The sequence below is a fragment of the Paenibacillus sp. FSL W7-1279 genome (assembly GCF_037969845.1).
Classification (GTDB): Bacteria; Bacillota; Bacilli; order Paenibacillales; family Paenibacillaceae; genus Paenibacillus_AQ.
The window spans coordinates 2,442,976-2,464,436 of record NZ_CP150215.1 but is presented as its reverse complement, the minus strand read 5'-3'; the positions used below and the strand labels follow the sequence as shown (position 1 = coordinate 2,464,436).

General features: G+C 53.3%; 19 protein-coding genes. 10 read left to right on the top strand and 9 right to left on the bottom strand.

Going from position 1 to position 21,461, the window contains the following annotated elements:
* Nucleotides 1–10: 10 nt before the first annotated feature.
* From rbsC to MKY82_RS10720, 5 genes are read right to left on the bottom strand one after another with little or no spacing between them, the layout of a single operon-like run.
* On the bottom strand, nt 11–979 hold the full coding sequence (gene rbsC, locus MKY82_RS10740) for a ribose ABC transporter permease RbsC (protein WP_009592570.1): 969 nt from the start codon (nt 977–979) through the stop codon (nt 11–13).
* Between the two features lies 1 nt (nt 980).
* Nucleotides 981–2,462, bottom strand: coding sequence for a sugar ABC transporter ATP-binding protein (locus tag MKY82_RS10735; protein WP_339296080.1), 1,482 nt, complete (start codon nt 2,460–2,462; stop codon nt 981–983).
* Nucleotides 2,463–2,477: 15 nt separating this feature from the next.
* Complete coding sequence (rbsD, locus tag MKY82_RS10730; protein WP_194541795.1) at nt 2,478–2,876, bottom strand: D-ribose pyranase; 399 nt, start codon at nt 2,874–2,876, stop codon at nt 2,478–2,480.
* A gap of 2 nt (nt 2,877–2,878) precedes the next feature.
* The gene (gene rbsK / locus MKY82_RS10725; protein WP_194541794.1) at nt 2,879–3,757 is read right to left on the bottom strand and encodes a ribokinase; all 879 of its coding nucleotides are present in this window, start codon (nt 3,755–3,757) and stop codon (nt 2,879–2,881) included.
* A complete protein-coding gene (locus MKY82_RS10720) occupies nt 3,757–4,740 on the bottom strand; it encodes a LacI family DNA-binding transcriptional regulator (RefSeq protein WP_220687475.1) in 984 nt (327 codons plus the stop codon). Before MKY82_RS10720 ends, rbsK begins: the two co-directional genes overlap by 1 nt.
* A 235-nt stretch (nt 4,741–4,975) precedes the next feature.
* Here MKY82_RS10720 and MKY82_RS10715 point away from each other — a divergent pair, with 235 nt between their 5' ends.
* The 5 genes from MKY82_RS10715 (at nt 4,976) to MKY82_RS10695 (ending at nt 10,684) form a co-directional block, all read left to right on the top strand.
* Nucleotides 4,976–5,956, top strand: coding sequence for a sugar ABC transporter permease (locus MKY82_RS10715; RefSeq protein ID WP_339296079.1), 981 nt, complete (start codon nt 4,976–4,978; stop codon nt 5,954–5,956).
* A complete protein-coding gene (locus tag MKY82_RS10710) occupies nt 5,953–6,777 on the top strand; it encodes a carbohydrate ABC transporter permease (RefSeq protein ID WP_194541792.1) in 825 nt (274 codons plus the stop codon). Before MKY82_RS10715 ends, MKY82_RS10710 begins: the two co-directional genes overlap by 4 nt.
* 126 nt (nt 6,778–6,903) lie before the next feature.
* On the top strand, nt 6,904–8,265 hold the full coding sequence (locus tag MKY82_RS10705) for an ABC transporter substrate-binding protein (protein WP_194541791.1): 1,362 nt from the start codon (nt 6,904–6,906) through the stop codon (nt 8,263–8,265).
* Between the two features lie 224 nt (nt 8,266–8,489).
* Nucleotides 8,490–9,398 (top strand): arginase, encoded by a 909-nt coding sequence (gene rocF / locus MKY82_RS10700; RefSeq protein WP_220685956.1) that lies wholly within the window; start codon nt 8,490–8,492, stop codon nt 9,396–9,398.
* Nucleotides 9,399–9,493: 95 nt separating this feature from the next.
* Nucleotides 9,494–10,684, top strand: coding sequence for an ornithine--oxo-acid transaminase (locus tag MKY82_RS10695; protein WP_339296078.1), 1,191 nt, complete (start codon nt 9,494–9,496; stop codon nt 10,682–10,684).
* Between the two features lie 167 nt (nt 10,685–10,851).
* Here the strand turns inward: MKY82_RS10695 and MKY82_RS10690 are convergent, their stop codons facing one another.
* Entirely contained in the window at nt 10,852–11,817 is a 966-nt protein-coding gene (locus MKY82_RS10690) for an arsenic resistance protein (RefSeq protein ID WP_339296077.1), read from the bottom strand.
* 221 nt (nt 11,818–12,038) lie between these two features.
* Here MKY82_RS10690 and MKY82_RS10685 point away from each other — a divergent pair, with 221 nt between their 5' ends.
* Entirely contained in the window at nt 12,039–12,938 is a 900-nt protein-coding gene (locus tag MKY82_RS10685; RefSeq protein WP_339296076.1) for a TIGR01777 family oxidoreductase, read from the top strand.
* Nucleotides 12,939–13,016: 78 nt separating this feature from the next.
* Here MKY82_RS10685 and MKY82_RS10680 read toward each other — a convergent pair whose 3' ends face one another.
* Nucleotides 13,017–13,607 (bottom strand): YdhK family protein, encoded by a 591-nt coding sequence (locus MKY82_RS10680; protein ID WP_194541785.1) that lies wholly within the window; start codon nt 13,605–13,607, stop codon nt 13,017–13,019.
* 206 nt (nt 13,608–13,813) lie between these two features.
* Here MKY82_RS10680 and MKY82_RS10675 point away from each other — a divergent pair, with 206 nt between their 5' ends.
* From MKY82_RS10675 to MKY82_RS10660, 4 genes are all read left to right on the top strand, one after another.
* Complete coding sequence (locus tag MKY82_RS10675; protein WP_194541784.1) at nt 13,814–14,746, top strand: AraC family transcriptional regulator; 933 nt, start codon at nt 13,814–13,816, stop codon at nt 14,744–14,746.
* A gap of 123 nt (nt 14,747–14,869) precedes the next feature.
* Complete coding sequence (locus MKY82_RS10670; RefSeq protein WP_339296075.1) at nt 14,870–16,750, top strand: class I mannose-6-phosphate isomerase; 1,881 nt, start codon at nt 14,870–14,872, stop codon at nt 16,748–16,750.
* Nucleotides 16,747–17,763 carry an ROK family protein gene (locus MKY82_RS10665; protein ID WP_339296074.1) on the top strand — a complete coding sequence of 339 codons (1,017 nt, stop codon included), beginning with the start codon at nt 16,747–16,749 and terminating at the stop codon, nt 17,761–17,763. Before MKY82_RS10670 ends, MKY82_RS10665 begins: the two co-directional genes overlap by 4 nt.
* A 14-nt stretch (nt 17,764–17,777) precedes the next feature.
* Nucleotides 17,778–20,267: a glycoside hydrolase gene (locus MKY82_RS10660; RefSeq protein ID WP_339296073.1), complete on the top strand. Its 2,490-nt coding sequence runs from the start codon at nt 17,778–17,780 to the stop codon at nt 20,265–20,267.
* Between the two features lie 106 nt (nt 20,268–20,373).
* On the opposite strand, the gene MKY82_RS10655 is transcribed toward MKY82_RS10660, so the two are convergent.
* Both MKY82_RS10655 and MKY82_RS10650 read right to left on the bottom strand, forming a co-directional pair.
* Entirely contained in the window at nt 20,374–20,610 is a 237-nt protein-coding gene (locus MKY82_RS10655) for a hypothetical protein (protein ID WP_041621962.1), read from the bottom strand.
* A gap of 78 nt (nt 20,611–20,688) precedes the next feature.
* Nucleotides 20,689–21,414, bottom strand: a complete 726-nt coding sequence (locus MKY82_RS10650; RefSeq protein ID WP_194541780.1) for a YwiC-like family protein — start codon at nt 21,412–21,414, stop codon at nt 20,689–20,691.
* Nucleotides 21,415–21,461 lie beyond the last annotated feature (47 nt).

The window sequence follows — 21,461 nt, the reverse complement described above, 5'->3', positions numbered from 1 at the left end:
ATTCTCCCCCTTAAGCCGATTTTCTACGGTCGAGCAGTACGGCAATCGCAATCACGACGCCTTTGACAACCATCTGATAGAAAGAGTTCACACCGAGCAGGTTGAGCCCGTTGTTCAGTATGCCTATGATCAGCACACCGATTAACGTACCGACAATCCGGCCGCGACCGCCGGTCAGGCTCGTACCGCCGAGAACAACGGCTGCGATGGCATCCAATTCATAGGACGTACCCGCTGTCGGCTGTGCCGAATTCAAACGGGAGGTCAGAATCGCGCCCGCCAGCGCGGACAGCATCCCTGCCAGGGAGTAGATCATAATCTTGACGCGCGGTACTTTAATACCGGATACAAGCGATGCTTTTTCGTTACCGCCGATGGCATACGTTTTGCGGCCAAAAGACGTTTTATGCAGGATGACCCATAACACCGCAAACGTGATAATCATCGTAATGGCGGGTACCGGAATACCCAGCAGGTATCCGCGGCCGAACAATTGAAATACAAGGCTGTCGCCGAGACCCGTAATCGGGTTACCGTTCGTATAAACGAGCGTAAGGCCTCGGAATATCGTCATGGTAGCCAGGGTGGCGATAAACGGCGCCATTTTCCCCTTGGTAATCATGAGACCATTGATCATCCCCATGACACCGCCAAGCGCAACGCCGATGATAATCGAGAGGATCGGGTCAAACCCGGCCACCATCATATTGGCGACAAATGCGCTGGACAGCGCGAGAATCGAACCGACCGACAGGTCAATGCCGCCTGTCAGGATTACAAACGTCATACCGAATGCAATCAATGCATTAATCGATACCTGACGCAGCAGGTTCAGAATGTTAAGCGGTTCCAAGAAGCTTGGATTTAGGACGGATACGATAACGATAAGAATGATCAGTCCGAGCAGCGGACCGAGCTTTTGCGTCAAACCTGAGACCTTAAACCCTTTTTCCGCCTTGGCATCGTTAATAGTTGTCATATTACTGACCTCCTGTAGCTAGAGTCATGATGTGTTCCTGCGTGGCTTGTTCGCGATCCAATTCACCGGAAATTCTGCCTTCGTGAACAACGAGAATCCGGTCGCTCATTCCGAGCACCTCCGGCAGCTCCGACGACACCATCAGAATCGCCACGCCCCGTTCGGTCAGCTCATTCATCAACTGATAAATTTCCCGCTTTGCACCAACGTCTACGCCGCGTGTCGGCTCATCTAGGATGAGCACGCTCGGCCCAATGCCGATCCACTTGGCAATAACGACCTTCTGTTGGTTACCACCAGACAGATTGCGTGCCAGCGTCTCGGATGTATGCGTCTTGATCTGCAGCCGCTTCCTCAACGTATCCACGAAATCCTGTTCCTTCTTCCCGGAGATGAACCCTCTGGAAGAGAAGCTGAACAGATTGGGCAGCGCCATATTTTCACGGACCGAGAAATCCAGGACCAACCCTTCATCCTTGCGGTCCTCTGTGATGAATCCAATGCCGTGTTTCACGGCATCATCCGGCTTCTTGATCGTAACTTTCTTTCCGCGTACCCAGATTTCGCCGCTATCCAGCGGGTCCAATCCGAAGATCGCTCTCATCATCTCGGTGCGCCCAGCCCCCATCAGGCCGGATACGCCAACGATTTCGCCGGCACGAACCGAAAAGCTCACATTCTCGAACCGGCCTTTGCTGCTAATATTCTTCACTTCCAGCACAGGCTCGCCCGGAGAGGGATGGCGTGCCGGATATCGCTCGGTCAGCTCCCGGCCGACCATCTTTTTGACGACTTCATCAAAGTCCGTGTCCGGAATAGCTTTGGTATCGACGGATTTACCATCCCGCATGACCGTAATCCGGTCGCAGATCGTAAAGATCTCCTCCATCCGGTGAGAGATGTAGACGATGGATACGCCTTGTTTTTTCAATGAACGAATGACGTCAAACAGCTTCTCGATTTCTCTTTCGGTCAGCGCCGCCGTCGGCTCGTCCATAATGATGACTTTTGCTTGGGTCATGAGGGCCTTGGCGATCTCAATCATCTGCTGCTGGCCGACGGAGCATTCCCCCGCCTCCTGCGTTAGTGGTATCTTCACCGCCAGTTTGCCGAACTGTTCCTTCGCAAGCGCCTTCATCTGCTTCATGTTGAGGAAACCCAGGCCGGATGTCATCTCCTTGCCGATAAACAAGTTATCCAGAACCGTCATTTCCGGCCAGATGTTAAGCTCTTGATGGATGAAGGCAACGCCTCTTTCTTCCGCTTCCTTCGGATTAGCAAAATAAGTTTCCTTGCCGTCGATGACAATCTTGCCCTCATCCCGGCTGTGAAGACCGGTCAATATATTCATCAGCGTCGATTTGCCCGCGCCGTTCTCTCCCATCAGGGCGTGAACCTCTCCTTCCCGGAGATCAAAGTCTACGCCTGCCAGTACGCGGTTTGTGCCAAAGGATTTATGGATATTGGTCATCTCAATGTTCATGGTGCTTCCTCCTTTTTAACCGAAATGAACACCGGCCTGCAAAATGCAGTTCGCATAGGGCTTGGCTTCTCCTGTACGGATAACCGCCTTGGCGTTTTGCGTCCGTGCTTTGAACAACTCGTGCGAGCAAGCCTCGATCTCGCAATCCTGAAAGTTCTCCTGTATATAATGCAGTGTTTCCTTATTATCTAGCTTCATTTCTTCAGCAATCACGATTTTTTCAATCACCATATCGTCGGCGATCGCTTCCACCACCTCGGTAAAGCTTGGCGTCCCCAGCGTGAGAGCCAGGTCGATCTTCGGAACGCCTGGGGGAATCGGAAGACCGACGTCTCCAACTACGATGGTATCGGTGTGCCCCAGATCTGCCAGCACTTTCGCAATGTGACTGTTTAGCATGCCGTTCTTCTTCATGATCAAAGACTCCCTTCTACTTCGAGGCGCGATGGCATTCCGCCCTGCGCTCCGAACTTCATGACCGACAAGGACGCTGCGCGGTTCGCAAATCTCAGGCTGTCTGCTATGCTCATGCCTTCGGACAGAGCCACGGCGAAAGCGCCGTTGAATGTATCGCCGGCTCCCGTCGTATCCACGGCTTCAACCTTGTAGCCGGGAACGACAACCTCTTGCAGGCCGTCGAAATAACGAACTCCCCTCTTGCCTTCCGTCACGATCAGTTTGTTCGGATAACGGCGCAGCACGTCGCCTAATGGCTCATCGCCGAACAAGATAGCCGCTTCATGTTCGTTTGGCGTAATATAAGCCGCCCGTTCAATAACGCTGCTTGGCACCGGGCGGGCAGGAGCCGGGTTCAGCATCAACGGCACCTGATATTTTGCGCACAATTCACTAACATGGATCACCGTTTCCTCCGGAATCTCCTGCTGTATCAACACGATATCCGCAGCCTGGATAACCTCCGCTGCCTGATCAACATATTCCGGAGTGACCCGGTCGTTGGCAGCTTTTACCACCACGATGCTGTTGTCTCCCTCTGCCAAAATGATGTGCGCGGTTCCGCTTTCCATACCTGTAACCGGTTCCACATGGTCTGTCAAAACGCCATTTGACTTCAGATTGCTCAAAATCATTTCGCCGAAGGAATCTTCACCGACACAGCCAATCATGTTCACCTCTGCACCCAGACGCGCCGCCGCGACGGCCTGATTGGCCCCCTTCCCTCCGGGTACCGTCTTAAAGCTGTCGCCAAGCACCGTCTCTCCCGCGCCGGGGCGCTTGGTGGAGGTGACCACCAAGTCCATCGACGCGCTTCCGATTACCACGATTTTCGCCATTATGATTCCACCTTTCTCGTTGTCTGCCGCTCTATAAATTCTACCGAGAATTCGATGCTGCTTCTCTCTATGTGATGCCCTTCAATAAGTCCGATAAGCAATCTGGCCGCCTCCCGGCCCATTTCATATGCCGGCTGATGAATCGTAGACAGGGGCGGTGCCAGCAGCCGGCTGAGCAGAATATCGTCAAACCCTATAATCTGTACGTCTTCCGGCACCCTTTTCCCCAGCCGAAACGCTTCCTTGACTACGGCGGATGCCATAATATCGTTACTGGCGATTACGCCGTCCGTGTCCGGAAACTCGATGAACACTTGCTGGGCGAATTCTTCCGCTTCGATTAAAGAAAACGATGTCGTCTTCAGCACTTGATACGCTGCCGCCTGTCCTTCCAGAACCTCGACGGCTCCTTCAAAACGCTCTTGAGCAGGACGGACATCCGCCGGGCCCTGAATCACGGTTATAGCTTTACTGCCTCGCCTAATGATCTCCTGCGCCGCAATTCTTCCGCCCTGCCGGCCATCCGCATAGACGGAAGGACGATCCGATGAGGTGCGATCCAGAAATACTACCGGAATCTTGAGCCCTGTATACATGTCGGCATCCGGATCATTGGTCGATGATATGACACCAACCACATTATTTTGGACAAAGGTTTGGATATATTCCATTTCCTTTTTCTTGCTCTCGTCGCTGTTCCCGAATATCAGCCGATAATCATTCTCCTGCATCTCATCCTCAACTCCGCGGGCTAGCTGCGGGAAATAAGGGTTCATAATATCCGGAAGTAAAAGTCCAATTAATTTCGACTTTCTTTTATATAAAGAACGCGCTACTTCATTCGGCGTATAATTCAGCTCGCGAATGCTTTGTTCTACCTTGGACCTGGTGTCCTCATGCACGTAACCGTTTCCATTTAAAACCCGTGAAACCGTGGCCACGGACACGCCGGCCCGATTTGCCACATCCTTGATCGTTGCCATTACCGTCATCACCTCATTCATGTGTAACCGGTTACAGCTATAACATATCACATCTTTTTTTAACGTGCAAGCGTTTGAGGATTGGAATATTTATGTACCGTCGCTGTCCAGCGCAAATTCAGCATCTAACATATCCAGCAATAAATTACGGTATTCTTACAAAACCCATTACTGGATTTTACATCCGGCTCCTATACTCAATACCTGTAAGGCCAAGCAGGAAAGTGAGGTAAACATGATGATGGAAAAAGAATTTACGCTTCCTTCTCCGGGTCACTCTCTGACGCCGCCGGTCAGCGAAGCTGAACCTTCAACAGCGGCGAAAACGATCTCCATCAAGAAATCAAAACGCAGGGAAATCATGCTCGCCTATGCATGTCTGGCACCTTCGCTGCTCATTTTCGGTCTGTTTCTGTTCTATCCGCTGCTTAAATCGGTTTATCTGAGCTTGTTCCTGACCGATCCTCAAGGCCGGGTAGCCGAATTCGTGGGGTTCGATAACTTTAAGGAAATACTGACCTCCGAGATGTTTTATACCAGCTTCGGCAACACACTGCTGTTTATCGTGCTGACGGTCCCGACCGGGATGGCGGCCGCCATACTGCTCGCAGCCCTGACGCACAATAAGCTGAAAGGCATGAAAATATTCCGCTTCATATTCTCGCTGCCGATGGCCGTGTCCGTCGGCACCGGCTCGATGATCTGGATGATTCTGTATCATCCGACATTGGGCGTACTGAATTACTTTCTGTCGCAACTCGGCACTCAGCCCATTCAATGGCTGACCGATCCGAAATGGGCCATGATCTCCGTCGCGATCATGACCGTCTGGATGAATCTTGGTTTTAATTACATCCTCATGCTGAGCGGCATGCAGGGCGTATCCGAGGATATCTACGACAGCACCAAGATCGACGGCTCCGGTCCGCTGAGAACTTTCTTCCGGATTACGATGCCGCTGATCTCCCCTACGTTATTCTTTACATCCGTCGTGTCGGTCATCGGCGCTTTCCAAGCGTTCGGACAGATCAACATCCTGACCAAGGGAGGTCCGATGAACAGCACCAACGTCATCGTGTTCAACATTTATCAGGATGCCTTCGTCAATTTCCGCTTTGGCATCGGCAGTGCGCAAGCGCTCATCCTGTTTGCGATCATTCTGCTGCTGACCATCTTTCAATTTAAATTCGTGGAGAAGAAGGTGCATTACCAATGAACATGCGACTCATGCCCAAAAGCTTCATCTACATCGCGCTGCTTCTCTGTTCGCTGGTCATTGCCTTTCCGCTCCTGTACACCTTGTCAACATCGCTGATGAGCGAGGCTGAATCGGCTGTTTATCCGCCGCCTCTTCTTCCGGAAGCCATCAATCTGTCCAATTTCGCCAAGGTGGTCGATACGATCCCTGTCCTTACCTTTATCGGGAACAGCCTTGTCGTCTCCATTGCCATCATGGCAGGTCAGATCGTGACCGCAAGTCTGGCGGCATACGCCTTCGCCTTCCTGCGGTTCCCGGGAAAAACGCTGCTGTTCAGTCTCTTTCTCGCCACGATGATGATTCCGTGGGAAGTGATCATGATTCCGAACTATTTGACGGTCAAAAGCCTGAACTGGCTGGATACCTACCAAGGGCTTATCATTCCATTCCTGGCAACGGCCTTCGGAACCTTCCTGCTCAGACAAGCTTTCCTTCAGCTGCCAAAGGAGCTGTTTGAAGCGGCCCGCGTGGACGGCTGCGGACATGTCCGCATTTTCCTGAGCATGGTCCTGCCGTTATCCATCCCCGGAATCGCCACGCTGGGCGTGTACTCGTTCCTGAACCATTGGAACATGTACCTGTGGCCGCTCCTGACAACAAACCGCGTCGAGATGCGAACCGTCCAGATCGGGATCGGGATGCTGCAGTTCGAAGAGATGAACTCATGGAATCTGATACTGTCCGGCGTGCTCCTCTTGCTGCTGCCTTCCCTGCTGCTGCTTGCACTCGGTTTGAAGCCGCTAGTCCGCGGCATTACGGCAGGTGCGTTGAAGGGCTAACTGGCCCATATGCCAGGGCTTTAATGGATCAGCCTTGCGTGCCGGTTATCTGGTAAGAAACGGGCCGCGCAATTTCTGATAGATCAAAACCATACTATATTTTCAAAAGGGAGAGATTAACCGATCATGAAACGTTTTGGTAAAAGGTCCTTCGCGCTGCTCCTGCTTTCCTGCTTCATGCTGCTCAGCGCCGCTTGCAGCAATACGCCAGCTGCTGGAGAAACGACCGTTGCCGCCGGCAGCGAGCCAGCCAAAGAGCCCGTTAAGGTCGTATGGTGGCATTCCATGAGCGGTGAGCTCGGGACCGTCGCGGACAAGCTGATCTCCGATTTTAATGCCGCCCACAAGGATATTCAGGTTGAGGGCGTGTTTCAAGGAACGTACGATGAAAGCTTGAACAAGCTGAAGGCCTCCTTGGGATCGAACAGCGGCCCGACCATGATTCAGGTGTACGAGATCGGCAGTCGTTTCATGATGGATACCAAGGCGATCCGTCCGGTTCAGGACTTCATGGATGCTGAAGCATACGACATTTCCTCCTTGGAACCGAACATTAAAAATTATTATACATTCGACAACAAATTGTACTCGATGCCATTTAACTCCTCCAACCCGATCCTTTACTACAACAAAGATGCCTTTAAAGCGGCGGGACTGGATCCGGAAAATCCTCCAAAAACCTACGAAGAGGTAGCGGAAGCGGCCAAGACGCTAACGAAAGACGGCCAAACCGGCGCATCCTTTGCGATCTACGGCTGGTTCATGGAGCAATTCCTCGCGAACCAAGGTGTTGAACTGCTGAACAACGGCAACGGACGCACGTCCCCGGCCACCGCTTCGCAAGTCAACAACGCCGCTGCCGTGAAGACGCTGGAATGGTGGAAGCAATTGCTGGACGATAAGGTCCTGCTGAACCTGGGACGTAAAACGGACGATACCAAAAAAGCATTCGCAGCGGGTCAAATCGCCATGACGCTGGACTCGACGGCTTCCCTCCGCGGGATCGTCAGCGCAGCGGAAGGCAAATTCGAAGTCGGTACGGCTTTCCTCCCTAAACCGGCTGACGGCGGCGAAGGCGGCGTTATCATCGGCGGTGCAAGCCTGTGGCTGATGAACAACAAATCGGAAGAAGAGCAGCAGGCCGCCTGGGAATTCATGAAGTATTTGGCCGAGCCGCAAACGCAAGCTTACTGGCATGTCAACACGGGTTACTTCCCGGTCACGACCAAAGCTTACGAAGAGACCCTCGTAAAAGAAAACCTGGAGAAATATCCGCAATTCCAGACGGCCGTTGATCAATTGCATCAAACGACGGCCAATCTCGCAACGCAGGGGGCTGTCATGGGCGTATTCCCTGAAGCCCGCCAGCTGACGGAAACGGCCATCGAGGAAGTGCTGAATGGTCAAAAAACGGCGCAGGAAGCACTGGACAAAGCCGCTCAGGAAATTAGCTCCAAGATCGAGACTTATAATAAGACGGTAAAATAAACGTCGCGCATGCCGCGTAAGCATGCGCTGAATCATAAATCGAATTGCACCTATTCCACACCCTTCATGCTGAATCATGGGGCCCTCTGCGGACAATCCATGAATCATGCATTAAGGGTGTTTTTTTAGATCCAAAACCTTCCATATTGATCAGCTTGTATAGGGGTTTGCCCAAGTCACGCAGCCGGCTCCTGAATACACTGATACAAAGTGGAGGTGAGCCTATGATGAACAATCTTCCGTCCACCGTAACCATCGTCCCGGTGCCGTTTGACCGGGGTGCTACCCGCCGCGGCGCAAGCCAGGGACCAGACGCGATTTTCGGAGCCGGCCTGAAGCGCAAGCTTGACGCACTCGGAATATCCTATCAGGTTGATGAGCTTGCTGGACTCCCCGAACATAAGGGTGGAACGCACCATCCTCAATTAAAACATCTGAAAGAAGTCCTAACGATTAACGAGCAGCTCGCCGCTCATGTTTCTGCCCTGGCAGAATCGGGTGTCTTCCCGCTAGTCCTTGGCGGTGACCATAGCATTGCAATTGGCACGCTTGCCGGGCTTACCCGGCACTACCGAAGCCTGGGCGTCATCTGGATCGATGCCCACTCCGATCTCAACACACCCGATACGACCCCAAGCGGCAATATCCACGGCATGTCGCTGGCTGTCAGCTTGGGAAGAGGCGATGCGCGGCTAACATCGATCGGCGGCGCAAAATCAACGATCAAGCCCGAACATGTGGTGCTCATTGGCGCGCGCTCCCTCGACCAAGGCGAACGGGATTTCATCCGCCGGGAAGGCATTTCCTGCTTCACGATGCAGGATATCGACCGCATGGGCATGTTCAGCGTCATGAAGGAAGCCATCCGCATCGCGTCAACGGGCACGGATGGCGTACACCTCTCCTTCGATATCGATAGTGTCGATCCGAAAATCGCGCCCGGAACGGGAACGCCGGTTCAAGGCGGACTCAGTTACCGGGAAGCGCATCTGGCCATGGAGATGCTGTCGGAATCCGGCATTCTGACCTCGGCCGAATTCGTGGAGAACAACCCGCTGCTGGACCGCGGACAGACAACGTCCCGGCTGCTTGTCGGCTTAATCGGCTCCATGCTTGGCGAGAGCATCTTGTGATGCGTCCTCATGCTTGATGAAGAAAGGCCTTTTTTTGCGCGGTATACAGTGCCATTGCCGTTTAGGTTTCTTTAGACTCCCAAGGAGGTAACGCTATGGACCCTTCAAACCCGCATATCGAGAAAGCCGAAAAGTACGGTGCGAGAAACTACCATCCCCTCCCCATCGTCATTGCCGAAGCGGCAGGCATCCATGTGACGGATTCGGACGGCAAGCGGTATATCGACATGTTAAGCGCCTACTCGGCGCTGAACGCAGGACATTGTCACCCCCGTATTATCGGGGCTTTAAAGGAACAAGCAGATAAGGTGACTCTGACCTCGCGCGCATTCCATCATGACCGATTGGGCGAGTTTTACGAGAAGCTGGCTGCTATCACCTGCAAAGATATGATCCTTCCCATGAATACGGGAGCCGAGGCTGTTGAAACGGCGCTCAAGGCAGCACGCCGCTATGCTTACCGGAAGAAAGGTTTGCCGGCCAATCAGGCCGAAATTATCGTCTGCGAAGGCAATTTTCACGGACGCACGATCACCATCACGTCCTTCTCCTCCTCCAGCGAATATCGGGAAGGCTTCGGCCCGTTCACGCCGGGCTTCAAAGTCATCCCCTATGGCGACCTGGAAGCGCTCAAGCAGACGATTTCACCGAATACGGCCGCCTTTCTTGTAGAGCCGATCCAGGGAGAATCCGGTATTGTCATCCCTCCTGACGGATACCTGAGCGGCGCAATGGAGCTGTGCAAGCAGCATCGTATCCTTCTGCTCGCGGACGAAATCCAGACCGGCTTCGGCAGGACGGGGAAACGGTTTGCCTGCGACTGGGAGGATGTCGTGCCGGATATGTACATCCTCGGAAAAGCGCTTGGCGGCGGCGTCTTCCCCGTCTCTGCCGTGGCGGCGGACGCCGATATCCTCGGTGTATTCGAGCCGGGGTCCCACGGCTCTACCTTCGGCGGGAATCCCCTCGGCTGCGCGGTGGCCATTGCCTCCATGGATGTATTCCTGGAGGAAGGGCTGGAAGGCAACTCCAAGGAGTTCGGCGAATATTTCCTTCAGCAGCTTCGAACCATCCGGCACCCCGATATCAAGGAAGTGCGCGGCAGAGGCCTATTTATCGGCATGGAGCTTAACGTCCCAGCCAGAACCTACTGCGAGAAATTAAAGGATCTCGGCTTGCTCTGCAAAGAAACCCATGAATCCATTATCCGCTTCGCCCCTCCGCTCATCATCACCAAAGCGGAACTGGACCAGGCCGTCGAGATCGTAAGGCAGGCGTTTGCATGAGGAATCGATACCGATGGCATGTGCACAAAAAAACAGTTTGTTCACCCCTGACTCCAGCATGAGGGTGCAACAAACTGTTTTTCCGGTTCTTCTCTATTCCAAGCCCTGCAGCTTATCCTGACACTGCGAGCCGCCGCGCAACTTTGATCGTGCGGCTCTGAGCACCGTCAGGTAACCGACTTCTGTTTCATTCTTCTTGTTACTAACAGCAGCTGGGATACAACGGCAAGCACAGGCAGTTCGATCAGCGGTCCGATGACCAAGGCAAGGGCAATCACCGGCTGGTCCGGAAAGGCCGTCACGGCGATCGCGAGGGCTACCGGGGAATTCCGGGCAATGATCGTTAAATGGAGGCTGACCGAATCCTCATAGGTGAAACGCAGCATGCTGCCCACCACACTGCCCAGCATATAATTCATCGTGAAATAAATCAGGATCGGAACAATGAGGATATATACCATGTCCATATTATTCAATAAGTATGACCCTTGAGACGCAAACATCGCAACAATGGCGAGACTCAGAAAGACAATCTGGGCCCTGCCGAAGAACGGCATCACCTTGTGCTCCAGCACCTCTTTCCTGGTTCTCAGAATGAAACGGGTGAGATGCGCAAGCGTGAACGGAACGACGAGCACAAGCAGCACGCTTTCGATCAGCGTTGCCATCGAAATCGTTTCGATCGTGCCGGAGAACAAGAGCAAATACAGCGGAAGCAGCAGCACCTGTAGGATCAGGTTTATAGGAAGCACCGAAGCACCCAAGGGTACGTTTCCCTTGGCAATCGAGGTAAAGACCAAATACCAGTCTGTACAGGGGGTCACCATCAGCATGATGAATCCGATCCAAAGCGCCGGGTGGTCCGACAGAAAGACAGCACCGAGTCCCCAGGCTAGCAGCGGTGTCCATATAAAATTAATGAGCGTGCTCGCTCCCAGAAACCTGATGTTCTTAAACGCCTTTCGCAGCTGCCGCAGCGGTATCGTCAGAAACAATCCATATAACATCAGCAGCAAAAAAGGAACGATCGTGTATTCCGCATACTCTGCGGCGAACGGCAGCTGTCCCACTGCCAGCCCAATCGCCACCGCGCCCATAATGATCAAGGTTTGAAATTTCTCTATAAGTCCCATCCCGCACTCCTTACCGATTCGAATTATGAACAAACTAAAGAAATATCATCTAATGGTATCATACCGCATTTCCAGTATAATGGATTGTATAATACTGGATTTAGCATCAGGTAAGAAACGCATCCCAGTATCCTTCTCCGCTCATTTCAATCGATGAGGGGCAACGATTCTTAGCCTTGTTTTGTCAGGGTTGATGATAACTTTTGCAAGGAGGTTCGACCATGAGAATAGCCATTTGCGGAGGCACCGGTTTCATTGGAGAGGCATTGTGCACGCGTTGGCAGCAGGGCGGGCATGACATGATCATCGTCACAAGATCGAAACCGGACAATCCCAAACCCAGCAGGTCTATATCCTATCTGACCTGGGATGAGATGAAGTCCCATCCCGAGCGGTTTGAGGGTCTGGATGCCCTCGTTAACCTTGCAGGCTCTTCCCTGAGTCAGCGCTGGACGCAGGAAGGCAAGCAGAGAATCCTTCAGTCTAGACAACGAACCGTCTCCTCCGTAGCCGAGCTAATGGACCGCCTGGCGTTTAAACCTCCGGTGGTCATTCAAGCTTCGGCGATGGCCATTTACGGCACATCCGAGTTTGAAACCTTTGATGAGGAAAGCCCAGCCACGATTATGGATTTCCCGTCCGAGGTTGTGCAGGAATGGGAGCAAGCGGCCGACCGCATCCCGGTTGACCGGTTAATTAAGCTGCGCATCAGCGTTGTTCTGGGCGGTAAAGGCGGAGCCCTTCCCAAAATGCTGCTGCCCTACAAACTAGGCGTTGGCGGTAAGATCGGCAGCGGCAAGCAATGGCTCTCCTGGATACATATCGACGATATCGTGGATTTGATCGATTATTGCATCCGGCACGAGGCCATATCCGGAGCCGTGAATGCGGCTTCCCCGCATGCGGTCACGAATGATGAACTCGGCAGGAGCATCGCCAAGGTCTATCACCGTCCGCATTGGCTCCCCCTGCCTGCTTTCATGCTCCAAGCCATCCTGGGCGAAATGTCGCTCATTCTGCTAAAGGGCCAGCGTATCCTTCCGGCCAAGGCACTGCGACACGGCTTCCAGTTTCGATATCCGGAAGTGACGGACGCTCTGAAGCAGATCAAAGAAAGCTGAGCCGTACGGCCATATGCATAAAAAAACAATCGCTCTCATGATATAGAGAACGATTGTTTTCTTTTTTTCATAAAACTTCTATTGTACGGGGGCCAGCTCGCTTTCCGTCACCCACTTATGATTCTTGACTTCTTCGCCGGTTGTCGTCGTGAAGTCCACCATATAGACCGTCGTTTGTTCGGCGGAATCGATAACGGCAGTGGCTCCCTTCATGCCCTCCATATGATCCGCATTCACGACAGCTTCCGTTCCGGGTTCCAAGGGCTCCTTCCCGGCATCCTTCAGCTCCTCATGAATCACCCATTTATGATCCTTCTCTTCGGGTCCGCCGCTCGTCGGCGTATACGATATCGTGTACACCGTCGTATCGTACGCCCCGACAATCGTTGCCTTTGCCCCCTTCATTCCGGGCATGTGATCGGATTCAATGATCGCTTGGGTCTCGGCCGCATAGGTCGGATTCTCTGCCGCCTTCAACCCTTCCGGGATCTCGCCCGAGCCGGAATGGTTCATGCTGCCATGATCCATGCCATCCATGTTCCCGGTGGCTTCCGTGTTTTCGTTGTTATCGGGGTTTGCACTCTTCGTATTACCGCAGGCACCCAGTATGAGGATGAGGGATGCCAACGCAACCAGAATAAGCGGCTTCCATCGTTTCTTAGCTGACATATGATGAACTCCTCTCTTATATTGAATGTTCATAGCATAGCAGCTACTTATGAAGAACTTGTGTAGCTGTCTATGCATGACATCACTTACCCATTTTTTCAATAAAACCTATCTGTGATATAAAATAGAGAGTGACTAGAAGTCCCATTTTGTCCTATATTCTTGGCAGAGATATATGCCAATTCCGAGAAGGAGCACCCTCTCCCATGCAAATCGATGACGAAACTTTCATCCCGTTATTCAAACGGGCCAATTCCATATTAAACCGAACCCTGAACTCCATTGAACAGCAGGAACTGAGCGTCCGGATCCACTACTGGGGATTTATGCCGCGCCACTACGACAATACGGAGCATAAGCATTCTTTTTTTGAAGCTTGTTACGTGTTGACAGGCTGCGGCTCGTATATCGAAAACGAGACAGAGTTCCATCTTCATCCAGGCACCCTGTTTCTCTCAAGGCCGGGCATCCAGCACCAAATTAAGAGCAGGGAGGGCTTGGCCTTATGTTATGTTGCCTTTGAACTGGATGAATCAGCAAACAGCGATCTCCATACGGCTGCTTTCCGAAGGTTAGCCATCCAAGGCATTCCGGTGCTTCAGGAAGATGCCGGGCAAGCGTCCGGACTCTTGTGGCTTTCGCTGCTATCAATGTTTCAGTCGGGCTCTGGCGGTAAGCAGCACCCGCCGCATATGCTGAACAGCTTGGCAGCTTCACTCATATTATCGATTCTGGCTGCCCACGGTCCCGGTTTCTACCAAGAACCTTCCGATCCTGGAGCACGCGAAGAAGGAGCTTCGATGTTTCATCAGGCCGAATTGTTTATCCAGGATAATCTGGGCGAGCCGCTCTCGCTGGAGCGGGTGGCTGGCCATCTTCACGTTACGACCCGTCATTTAACCCGGCTGTTCCGTAAATACGGACATCAATCCTTTGTTCATTATGTGCAGGAGCAGCGCGTGCAGCAAGCGAAACACCTGCTTCTGAATACAGACCGGCAGATCAAAGAAATTGCCGTCTCCTGCGGATTTGAGTCCGTGCACTACTTCACCCGGGTGTTTACGTCCAAGCTCGGCGTAACCCCGGCCCGCTTCCGGCGTTCCCAGTTTTCAGAAGGCCGTTACGACTCCGAGCTTTAGCGACTAGAGACGTCGATGTCCTGATCGTACAAAAACACTTCCTCTTTTTATAAAGACGGATCCTCCCCTTCCTCCTACAATGAAGTCGTAACCGACATTCCGGAAGGGAGGAACCATTTATCCATGAAACCTGCAACGACCTTTCAATCACACCCGATCAACCACTTGGACTTTGGCAGCGAACCCCAATTTATGAAGAATGGGACCGACGCATGGTGCTCGTTTATCCTGTCGACCTATAAACAAAAAAATTCCCAGCATGAATCACAGGAAAAAAGCAGTATCTTCATTACGCTTGACGGAACACACGGCGCCGATTTCGATAAACTGCTGGCCAAGCTTCAGCAAGCCTGTGAGCAAGAAGGCATCGCCTTCGCATGCGATTCCACGTCCGATTACGTCAAACCCGAAGCCGAGCTCCGGGCCGAGATGGCTCCTTATCTTACGGATAACCGGGCATTCGGCTATAAAGCAACCGATGTCCGCCCCATTCAATATTTTCAACAGGACGCACGGCCAGCCTTGAATAAAAATGCGCATGCATTTGACGCGATGCGCGGCATATACGTCCTGCACGGACCCGGCGCTTCGCTGCTTCAAGGCCGGACCCCCGACCTTCGTTTCTACGCCGATTACTCCCGCGAGAACCAGCAGCGGCGCCATGCCCAGCATATGGGCAGCTTCGGCTTGGGCAGCTCCTTCGACAAGGTTGAGACTTACAAGAATTGTTTATTTCTCGAATGGCCCGTCTGGGAGACCTACCGTCGCGACTGGTTAGCCCATCATACCCATGCCCAACACTCCGACAACCAAGCGTATTACATGGACTTAAATCGTCCGGAAGAGCCGGTGTGGCTGCCGGCTGCCGCCTTGGCAAACGTACTGCGCAAAGCAAGTCGGCAGCCGTTTCGGGTCAAGCCGTTTTTTGCCCCGGGAATATGGGGCGGTCAATATCTTAAGGAATTATGCGGTCTTCCCGACGAATGGCCCAACTGCGCCTGGAGCTTTGAGCCTATCGCTCCCGAGAACACGCTTCTGCTGCGCGTGCAGGATATCACCTTCGAGGTTCCGTTCACATTGCTCATGGAAGCAGCGGCTCAAGAGATTATGGGAAGGCGTAATGTCCGGCTGTTCGGCGACTACTTCCCGATCCGGTTTGATTATCTGGATACGATGCAGGGCGGCGAGCTGTCGCTTCAGGTGCATCCGCTGCAGGAATATGCAGAGTCGCAGTTCAATGAGCATATGACGCAGCAAGAATCGTACTACATCATGCGCAATGCCCCGGAAGCCAAGGTGTATCTCGGGCTGAAGGAAGGAATAAGCGGCGAACGGCTGCTTGCAGCAGTGGAAGACGCCCAGCTTCGGGAAGAGCCGCTTGAGCTCTCCGACTACGTTAACGAGTACAACTCGCAAACAGGGGATCTCTACCTCATTCCACCGGGCACGGTCCACTGCTCCGGCAGGGATAATCTGGTGCTGGAAATTTCCTCGACCACCTGGTGGTTCACGTTCAAGATCTACGATTATCTGCGCCTGGACGCCGATGGCAAACCGCGCCCGATGAACCCTGAGCATGCGCGCCACAATATTAATGACGCCATGAATACGCCTGCGGTAGAAAGCGGGCTTATCGCCCGGCCAACCGTCGTAAGCCGTCAAGGGGGCAGCTCGGAGGAACTGCTGGGTCAACGGGAAGATCTTCTGTTCCAGGTCAGCAGGCTGAATCTGCAGGAAACGTGGAAAGCGGACACCCAAGGAGAATTCGTCATGTACAATCTCGTGGAAGGCGAACGTGTCCGCCTCGTGCCGGCAGCGGACGAGAGTGCGGCCGTTGAATGGGGCTATGCGGAATCTTACATTGTTCCGGCATGTTTAGGCGAATACCGACTGGAGAATCTGTCCGGATCCCCATGCGCATTGATTGCAGCGAGGGTCAATCCCGATTGGGATTCTCCACTGCTTCCGCCTTCCCGGCCAACAGAAAGCGGGGAATTTGCATGAACCGCAAGGATAGCGCCGATCCAGAAAGCGTGCCCTCCCCTGCCCCCATCACCATCGCGCTTGATGCCGGCGGCACCGCTTTGAAGGGAGCGCTCATCGTGAACGGGCTGCCAATCCCCGGCTCGTTCATAACCCGGCCTTCGGAATCGCACGGAGCCGCGGCGGATACGATTTCCAGCTTCGCCCAAGCCTGTCATGATCTGATCAACTATCACGCTTCGGCCTTCCGGCCGTTGGATTATCATGATTCAATCCGGATCGGCTTCGCTTTTCCGGGGCCCTTCGATTATGCAAAAGGCATTGCGCTTCTTCAAGGCCTAGGCAAATATGACGCTCTGTTCAAGCAATCGGTTCGGGATCTGCTCCGCTACGAATTTCAGAGACTCAAGTCATCCTTCCCGGGTGTCACGATGAACCGTCTGACCGCCGCCGATATCCGGTTCGGCAATGATGCCTTCATGTTCGGCCTTGGGGCCTCCACCCGGTTCCCATCGGAACGCCGTCTCCTATGCCTTACGCTCGGTACGGGCCTCGGCTCTGCCTTTGTGGAGAATGGTCAAATCGTAGCCGGCAGGCACGGTATCCCAAGCAGCGGAATGCTGTTTGCGGAGCCTTACCGGGATCATATCGTGGACAGCTATTTCGGGAAAAGGGGCATTCTGAACATGGCTTCGGAGCGGGGACTCCTGGCTGACGGGTTCGACGTAGCCGACCTCGCTGAAGCTGCAAAGAGCGGTAACGCGCAAGCTCAGGATGTATTCCGCGAATATGGCAGCGAGCTGGGAGAAATGCTCCTACCTTATTTATCCGTGTTCAAACCGAGCCGCCTAGTGCTGGGCGGGCAAATCTCGGGCAGCTTGCCCTTATGGGAAAAGGATATCATGCTCGCTTTGGGCAGGCACGCCGTTCCCGTTCACGCTCTCGCAGACGGAACGGCGGCTGTGTTTAACGGCATTGAGAAGCTATTCGAGGATACGGATCATCATGCATCCGCTCCCCATTTTAATCTATAGGAGGTCACTAATATATGAACCTATCCACCCAAGGCGGTCATCGACCCGCCCGTCCCTGGACGATCTATGTCATCCATCATTCCCACACGGATATCGGCTACACGGAACGCCAAGAGAGAATCGAGCAGTACCATGTTGATTTTATCCGCCAGGCACTAGACATCACGGAAGCCGCACAACGCGGGGAGCGCCCGGAATGGGAATCGTTCCGCTGGACTTGCGAGACCTTCTGGGCCGTAGAAAAATTTCTCGAAGCAGCGACCCCGGCGGAAAAAGCAGCTTTTCAACAAGCGGTAAAGCGTGGCGACATCGAACTGTCCGGAACCTATCTCAATATGACCGAGCTCCCGGATTTCGACCTCCTTCTGCGGAATCACGGCAAGGCGCAAAAGTTCGCGGAGTCCTTCGGACATCGGATCGACAGCGCCATGACCGCCGACATTAACGGATACAGCTGGGGGTATGCCGAAAGCCTGCTGCAAAATAACATCGAGCATCTGTTTTCCTGTATCCATACGCATCACGGCATGTATCCGCTGGGCCGCAAACAAACCCCGTTCTGGTGGGAAAGTCCGAATGGCGGCAGGCTGCTTGTCTGGAACGGCGAACATTATATGTTTGGCAACGAGCTCGGGTTCTGCCCTGATGCACTGGGCAAATATATCATCAAGGACGAGCTTCAGCATAACCTGATGGAGCCTGAACAACGTCATAACGAGATCGCTGCTATACGGATTAACCGGTATTTATGGAATCTTGAGCAGGAGTCCTATCCGTATTCCTTCGTTCCGGTCATGGTCTCCGGCCTGGGCACGGACAATGCATCCCCGAATGCGGATATCGCGGAGTGGATTACGAAATGGAATGAACAATACGGCGACCAAATCACCATTAAGATGGCTACGCTGTCCGAATTTTTTGCGGCATTGAAACAGGAGGACCTGTCCGCGCTTCCGGTACACCGGGGGGATTGGCCGGACTGGTGGACTGATGGGGTCGCTTCAACAGCAATGCATACCCAGATTTACCGGGATGCCCAGCGCACGCTTCGCAAAGTCAAGCGGCTAGATCCGGTCCATGGTGCGGCAAGCTTGGCCGAGGTCGAGGAAACGTCACAGGCGCTGACCATGTATGCCGAGCATACATGGGGCTATCATTCCTCCGTGTATGAGCCATGGCATCCGCAGGTGCAAATGCTCGAGGTGCGGAAGCAGGCCTATGCGGCGGAAGCCAGCAAGATGGCTTACCGGGCGCTGGATAAAGCACTCGTAGCCCGTCAAGGCGCGCTGCTCGCTCCCCATCGTCCCCTGCGCTACGAGGTGATCAATACGGAACCGGCCGCAGCGACGCTGCAGGTCGCCATTCCGTTGGATGGCTGGGAACACGTGATCCTGAAGAAAAAGTTCGAGCTCATCGACGAAACGACCGGGCAGGCGCTACCGTACCAATTGGCACACACGGGGGCGCTTGTTACGCAGCTCTCGCTTGAACCGGATGAGTCCCGGATCTTGTACATCCATCCGCACGAAACACCGGATGCACTCTCCGCTTCCGGGAACATGGTGACTGCGCGCAACACCGAACCGATTGCGTGCGAAGGAATCGCCGACATCCAGTCACAGCCCATAACTCCTTATCCGATTGTGGTGGGCAAGCGTTCGATCGAATCCGAATCCTTCCGGATCGAATGGGAGATGAACGAAGGCATTACGGCCTGGATCGATAAGACACGCTCAGCAGACCTGCTAGACGGCGCACGCGAGCACGCGCCTTTCACCCCCATCTACGAGGTAACGCCGGCACAGGATGAGTTTAATCCGTCCGAAATATGCTCAACCCGCCGCCGCATGGGACGCAACCGGAAGGGCACGAACGTCCAGCGGGATACCGGACGCTTGACCCGAGTCACCGTGCTGGACAACGGACCGCTATTTGCCCTGGTCGAGCTGGTGTTCGACGTGAAGGGACTCAGCTATTATGCCCTCCACATCAAGATGTTTGCCAACCAGCCTCGGGTCGAGGTGTCCGTCCGCTTCCACAAGGACAGCGTCTGGCTGCCGGAAAATGTCTATGTGGCTTTGCCGTTCTCCATGGGCACTGAAGCCGAGTTATACGTGGAAAAAGCCGGTTGTCATTTCCGGCCTTGGAAGGATCAAATTCCCGGAAGCTGCCTGGATTACACCAGTGTGCAAGAGGGAATATTCTGGCACTCGGCTATAGACCGGGAAGCGCTGGCCCTGTCCATGACGGACACGCCGCTCGTACAGCTGGGAACGCTGGAGCATGCGCCTCGTCAGCTCCACACCATGCAGCCGGCGGACAGCCGTCCTTCCACGTATGCCTGGATATTGACCAACTACTGGGAAACCAACTTCAAAGCGACGCTTGGCGGCTTCTATGAGTTCCGTTATGCGGTAGAGCGGCATCGCCAGCTGGACCCAGAGCAGGCTGCGAAGACCCTGCACGCTTCAACCGGACAATTCACGGTTCACCGAATTAAATAAGTCATGAAGAAAAACAGCTGCCCTGGTTTCAAGGCAGCTGTTCTCATTATGAAAGGGAGGATGGCCGTTAAGCGGTCTCTGTCCTTATTATTTTTTCTCAACAAGACTACGTCCACGCCCACATGAATCCGTCGCGATCCCAAGCAATCCGTCCGCCATGCAGTTTGCGGAATGCCTTCTTCACGTCCTTGGACAGCGAGGCGTTTCCGTTTTCGTTCACGAAAACAAATTCTTCCCCGAAGTTCTCGCGTACATAGCGGATGGCCTCCGTCTGATACAAATTACCCGTAAACCGGATTTCCTCCACCATCCATTCGGCCACCTGCTGCGCTGTATATGTCATTAACATCGTTCCCTTCTGTATACCTTCACTTATTATAACAGAATGGACGATGGAATCGATTTTTATGAAAACGGCAGACTACATCAAAATGATGGACAGCAATAAAAACTGGACGGAACCTACAATCTCGATGATTCCGACCTTCATCGGTTTCATTATTTTTCCGGAATACAGTAACGTCTTAATGAACGGAAATAAGAATGGCAGACACATCCATGGATTCCCGAAGATGATCGGCAGAACCAACATCACAGCATGATACAATTTTGCGTATACGGTCCAGCGGCTGTTTTTGCGTTCACGGAAGACCGATTTGACAAAGAACACGGTCCCCGTAAAATAAAGGAAATTATACCCAATGACGGCGGCAAGGATCGGATCGAAACCACCGCCTCCCAGCATATAAGCAGCGGCGCCTCCGGTACAGAACAGCAGAATCGCGCAAATATCATTTAACAGCGCACGCTCCGATTTCTGAAGGACATGCCAAACATTCACCATGATCAGGATGAGCAGCACAGGTGCAAACCAGAGCATCATCGGTTTGAAGACAAGCACCGGAATGAGAAACGCAATAGCGATAAGGGCATAAACGATCCCCCAGGATAACCATGTTTTACGTTGGGATGTTTTCTTTAAGGATTGCAGAAACGGATAGGATGCCATATATAAACCTAACCACGCCAAAAATAGCGGAAGGTGCAGAAGCGCCGGCTTGGCGGCCGCCATTCCTATGATATAGGGTACGCTGACCATGGCCCAGCCACCATGCTCCCGTGGTATGACAAACCTCGTCTTTTTCATGTGTCTCTCCCTCTCCAATCCATAGACTCATACCCGGTACGATCCAT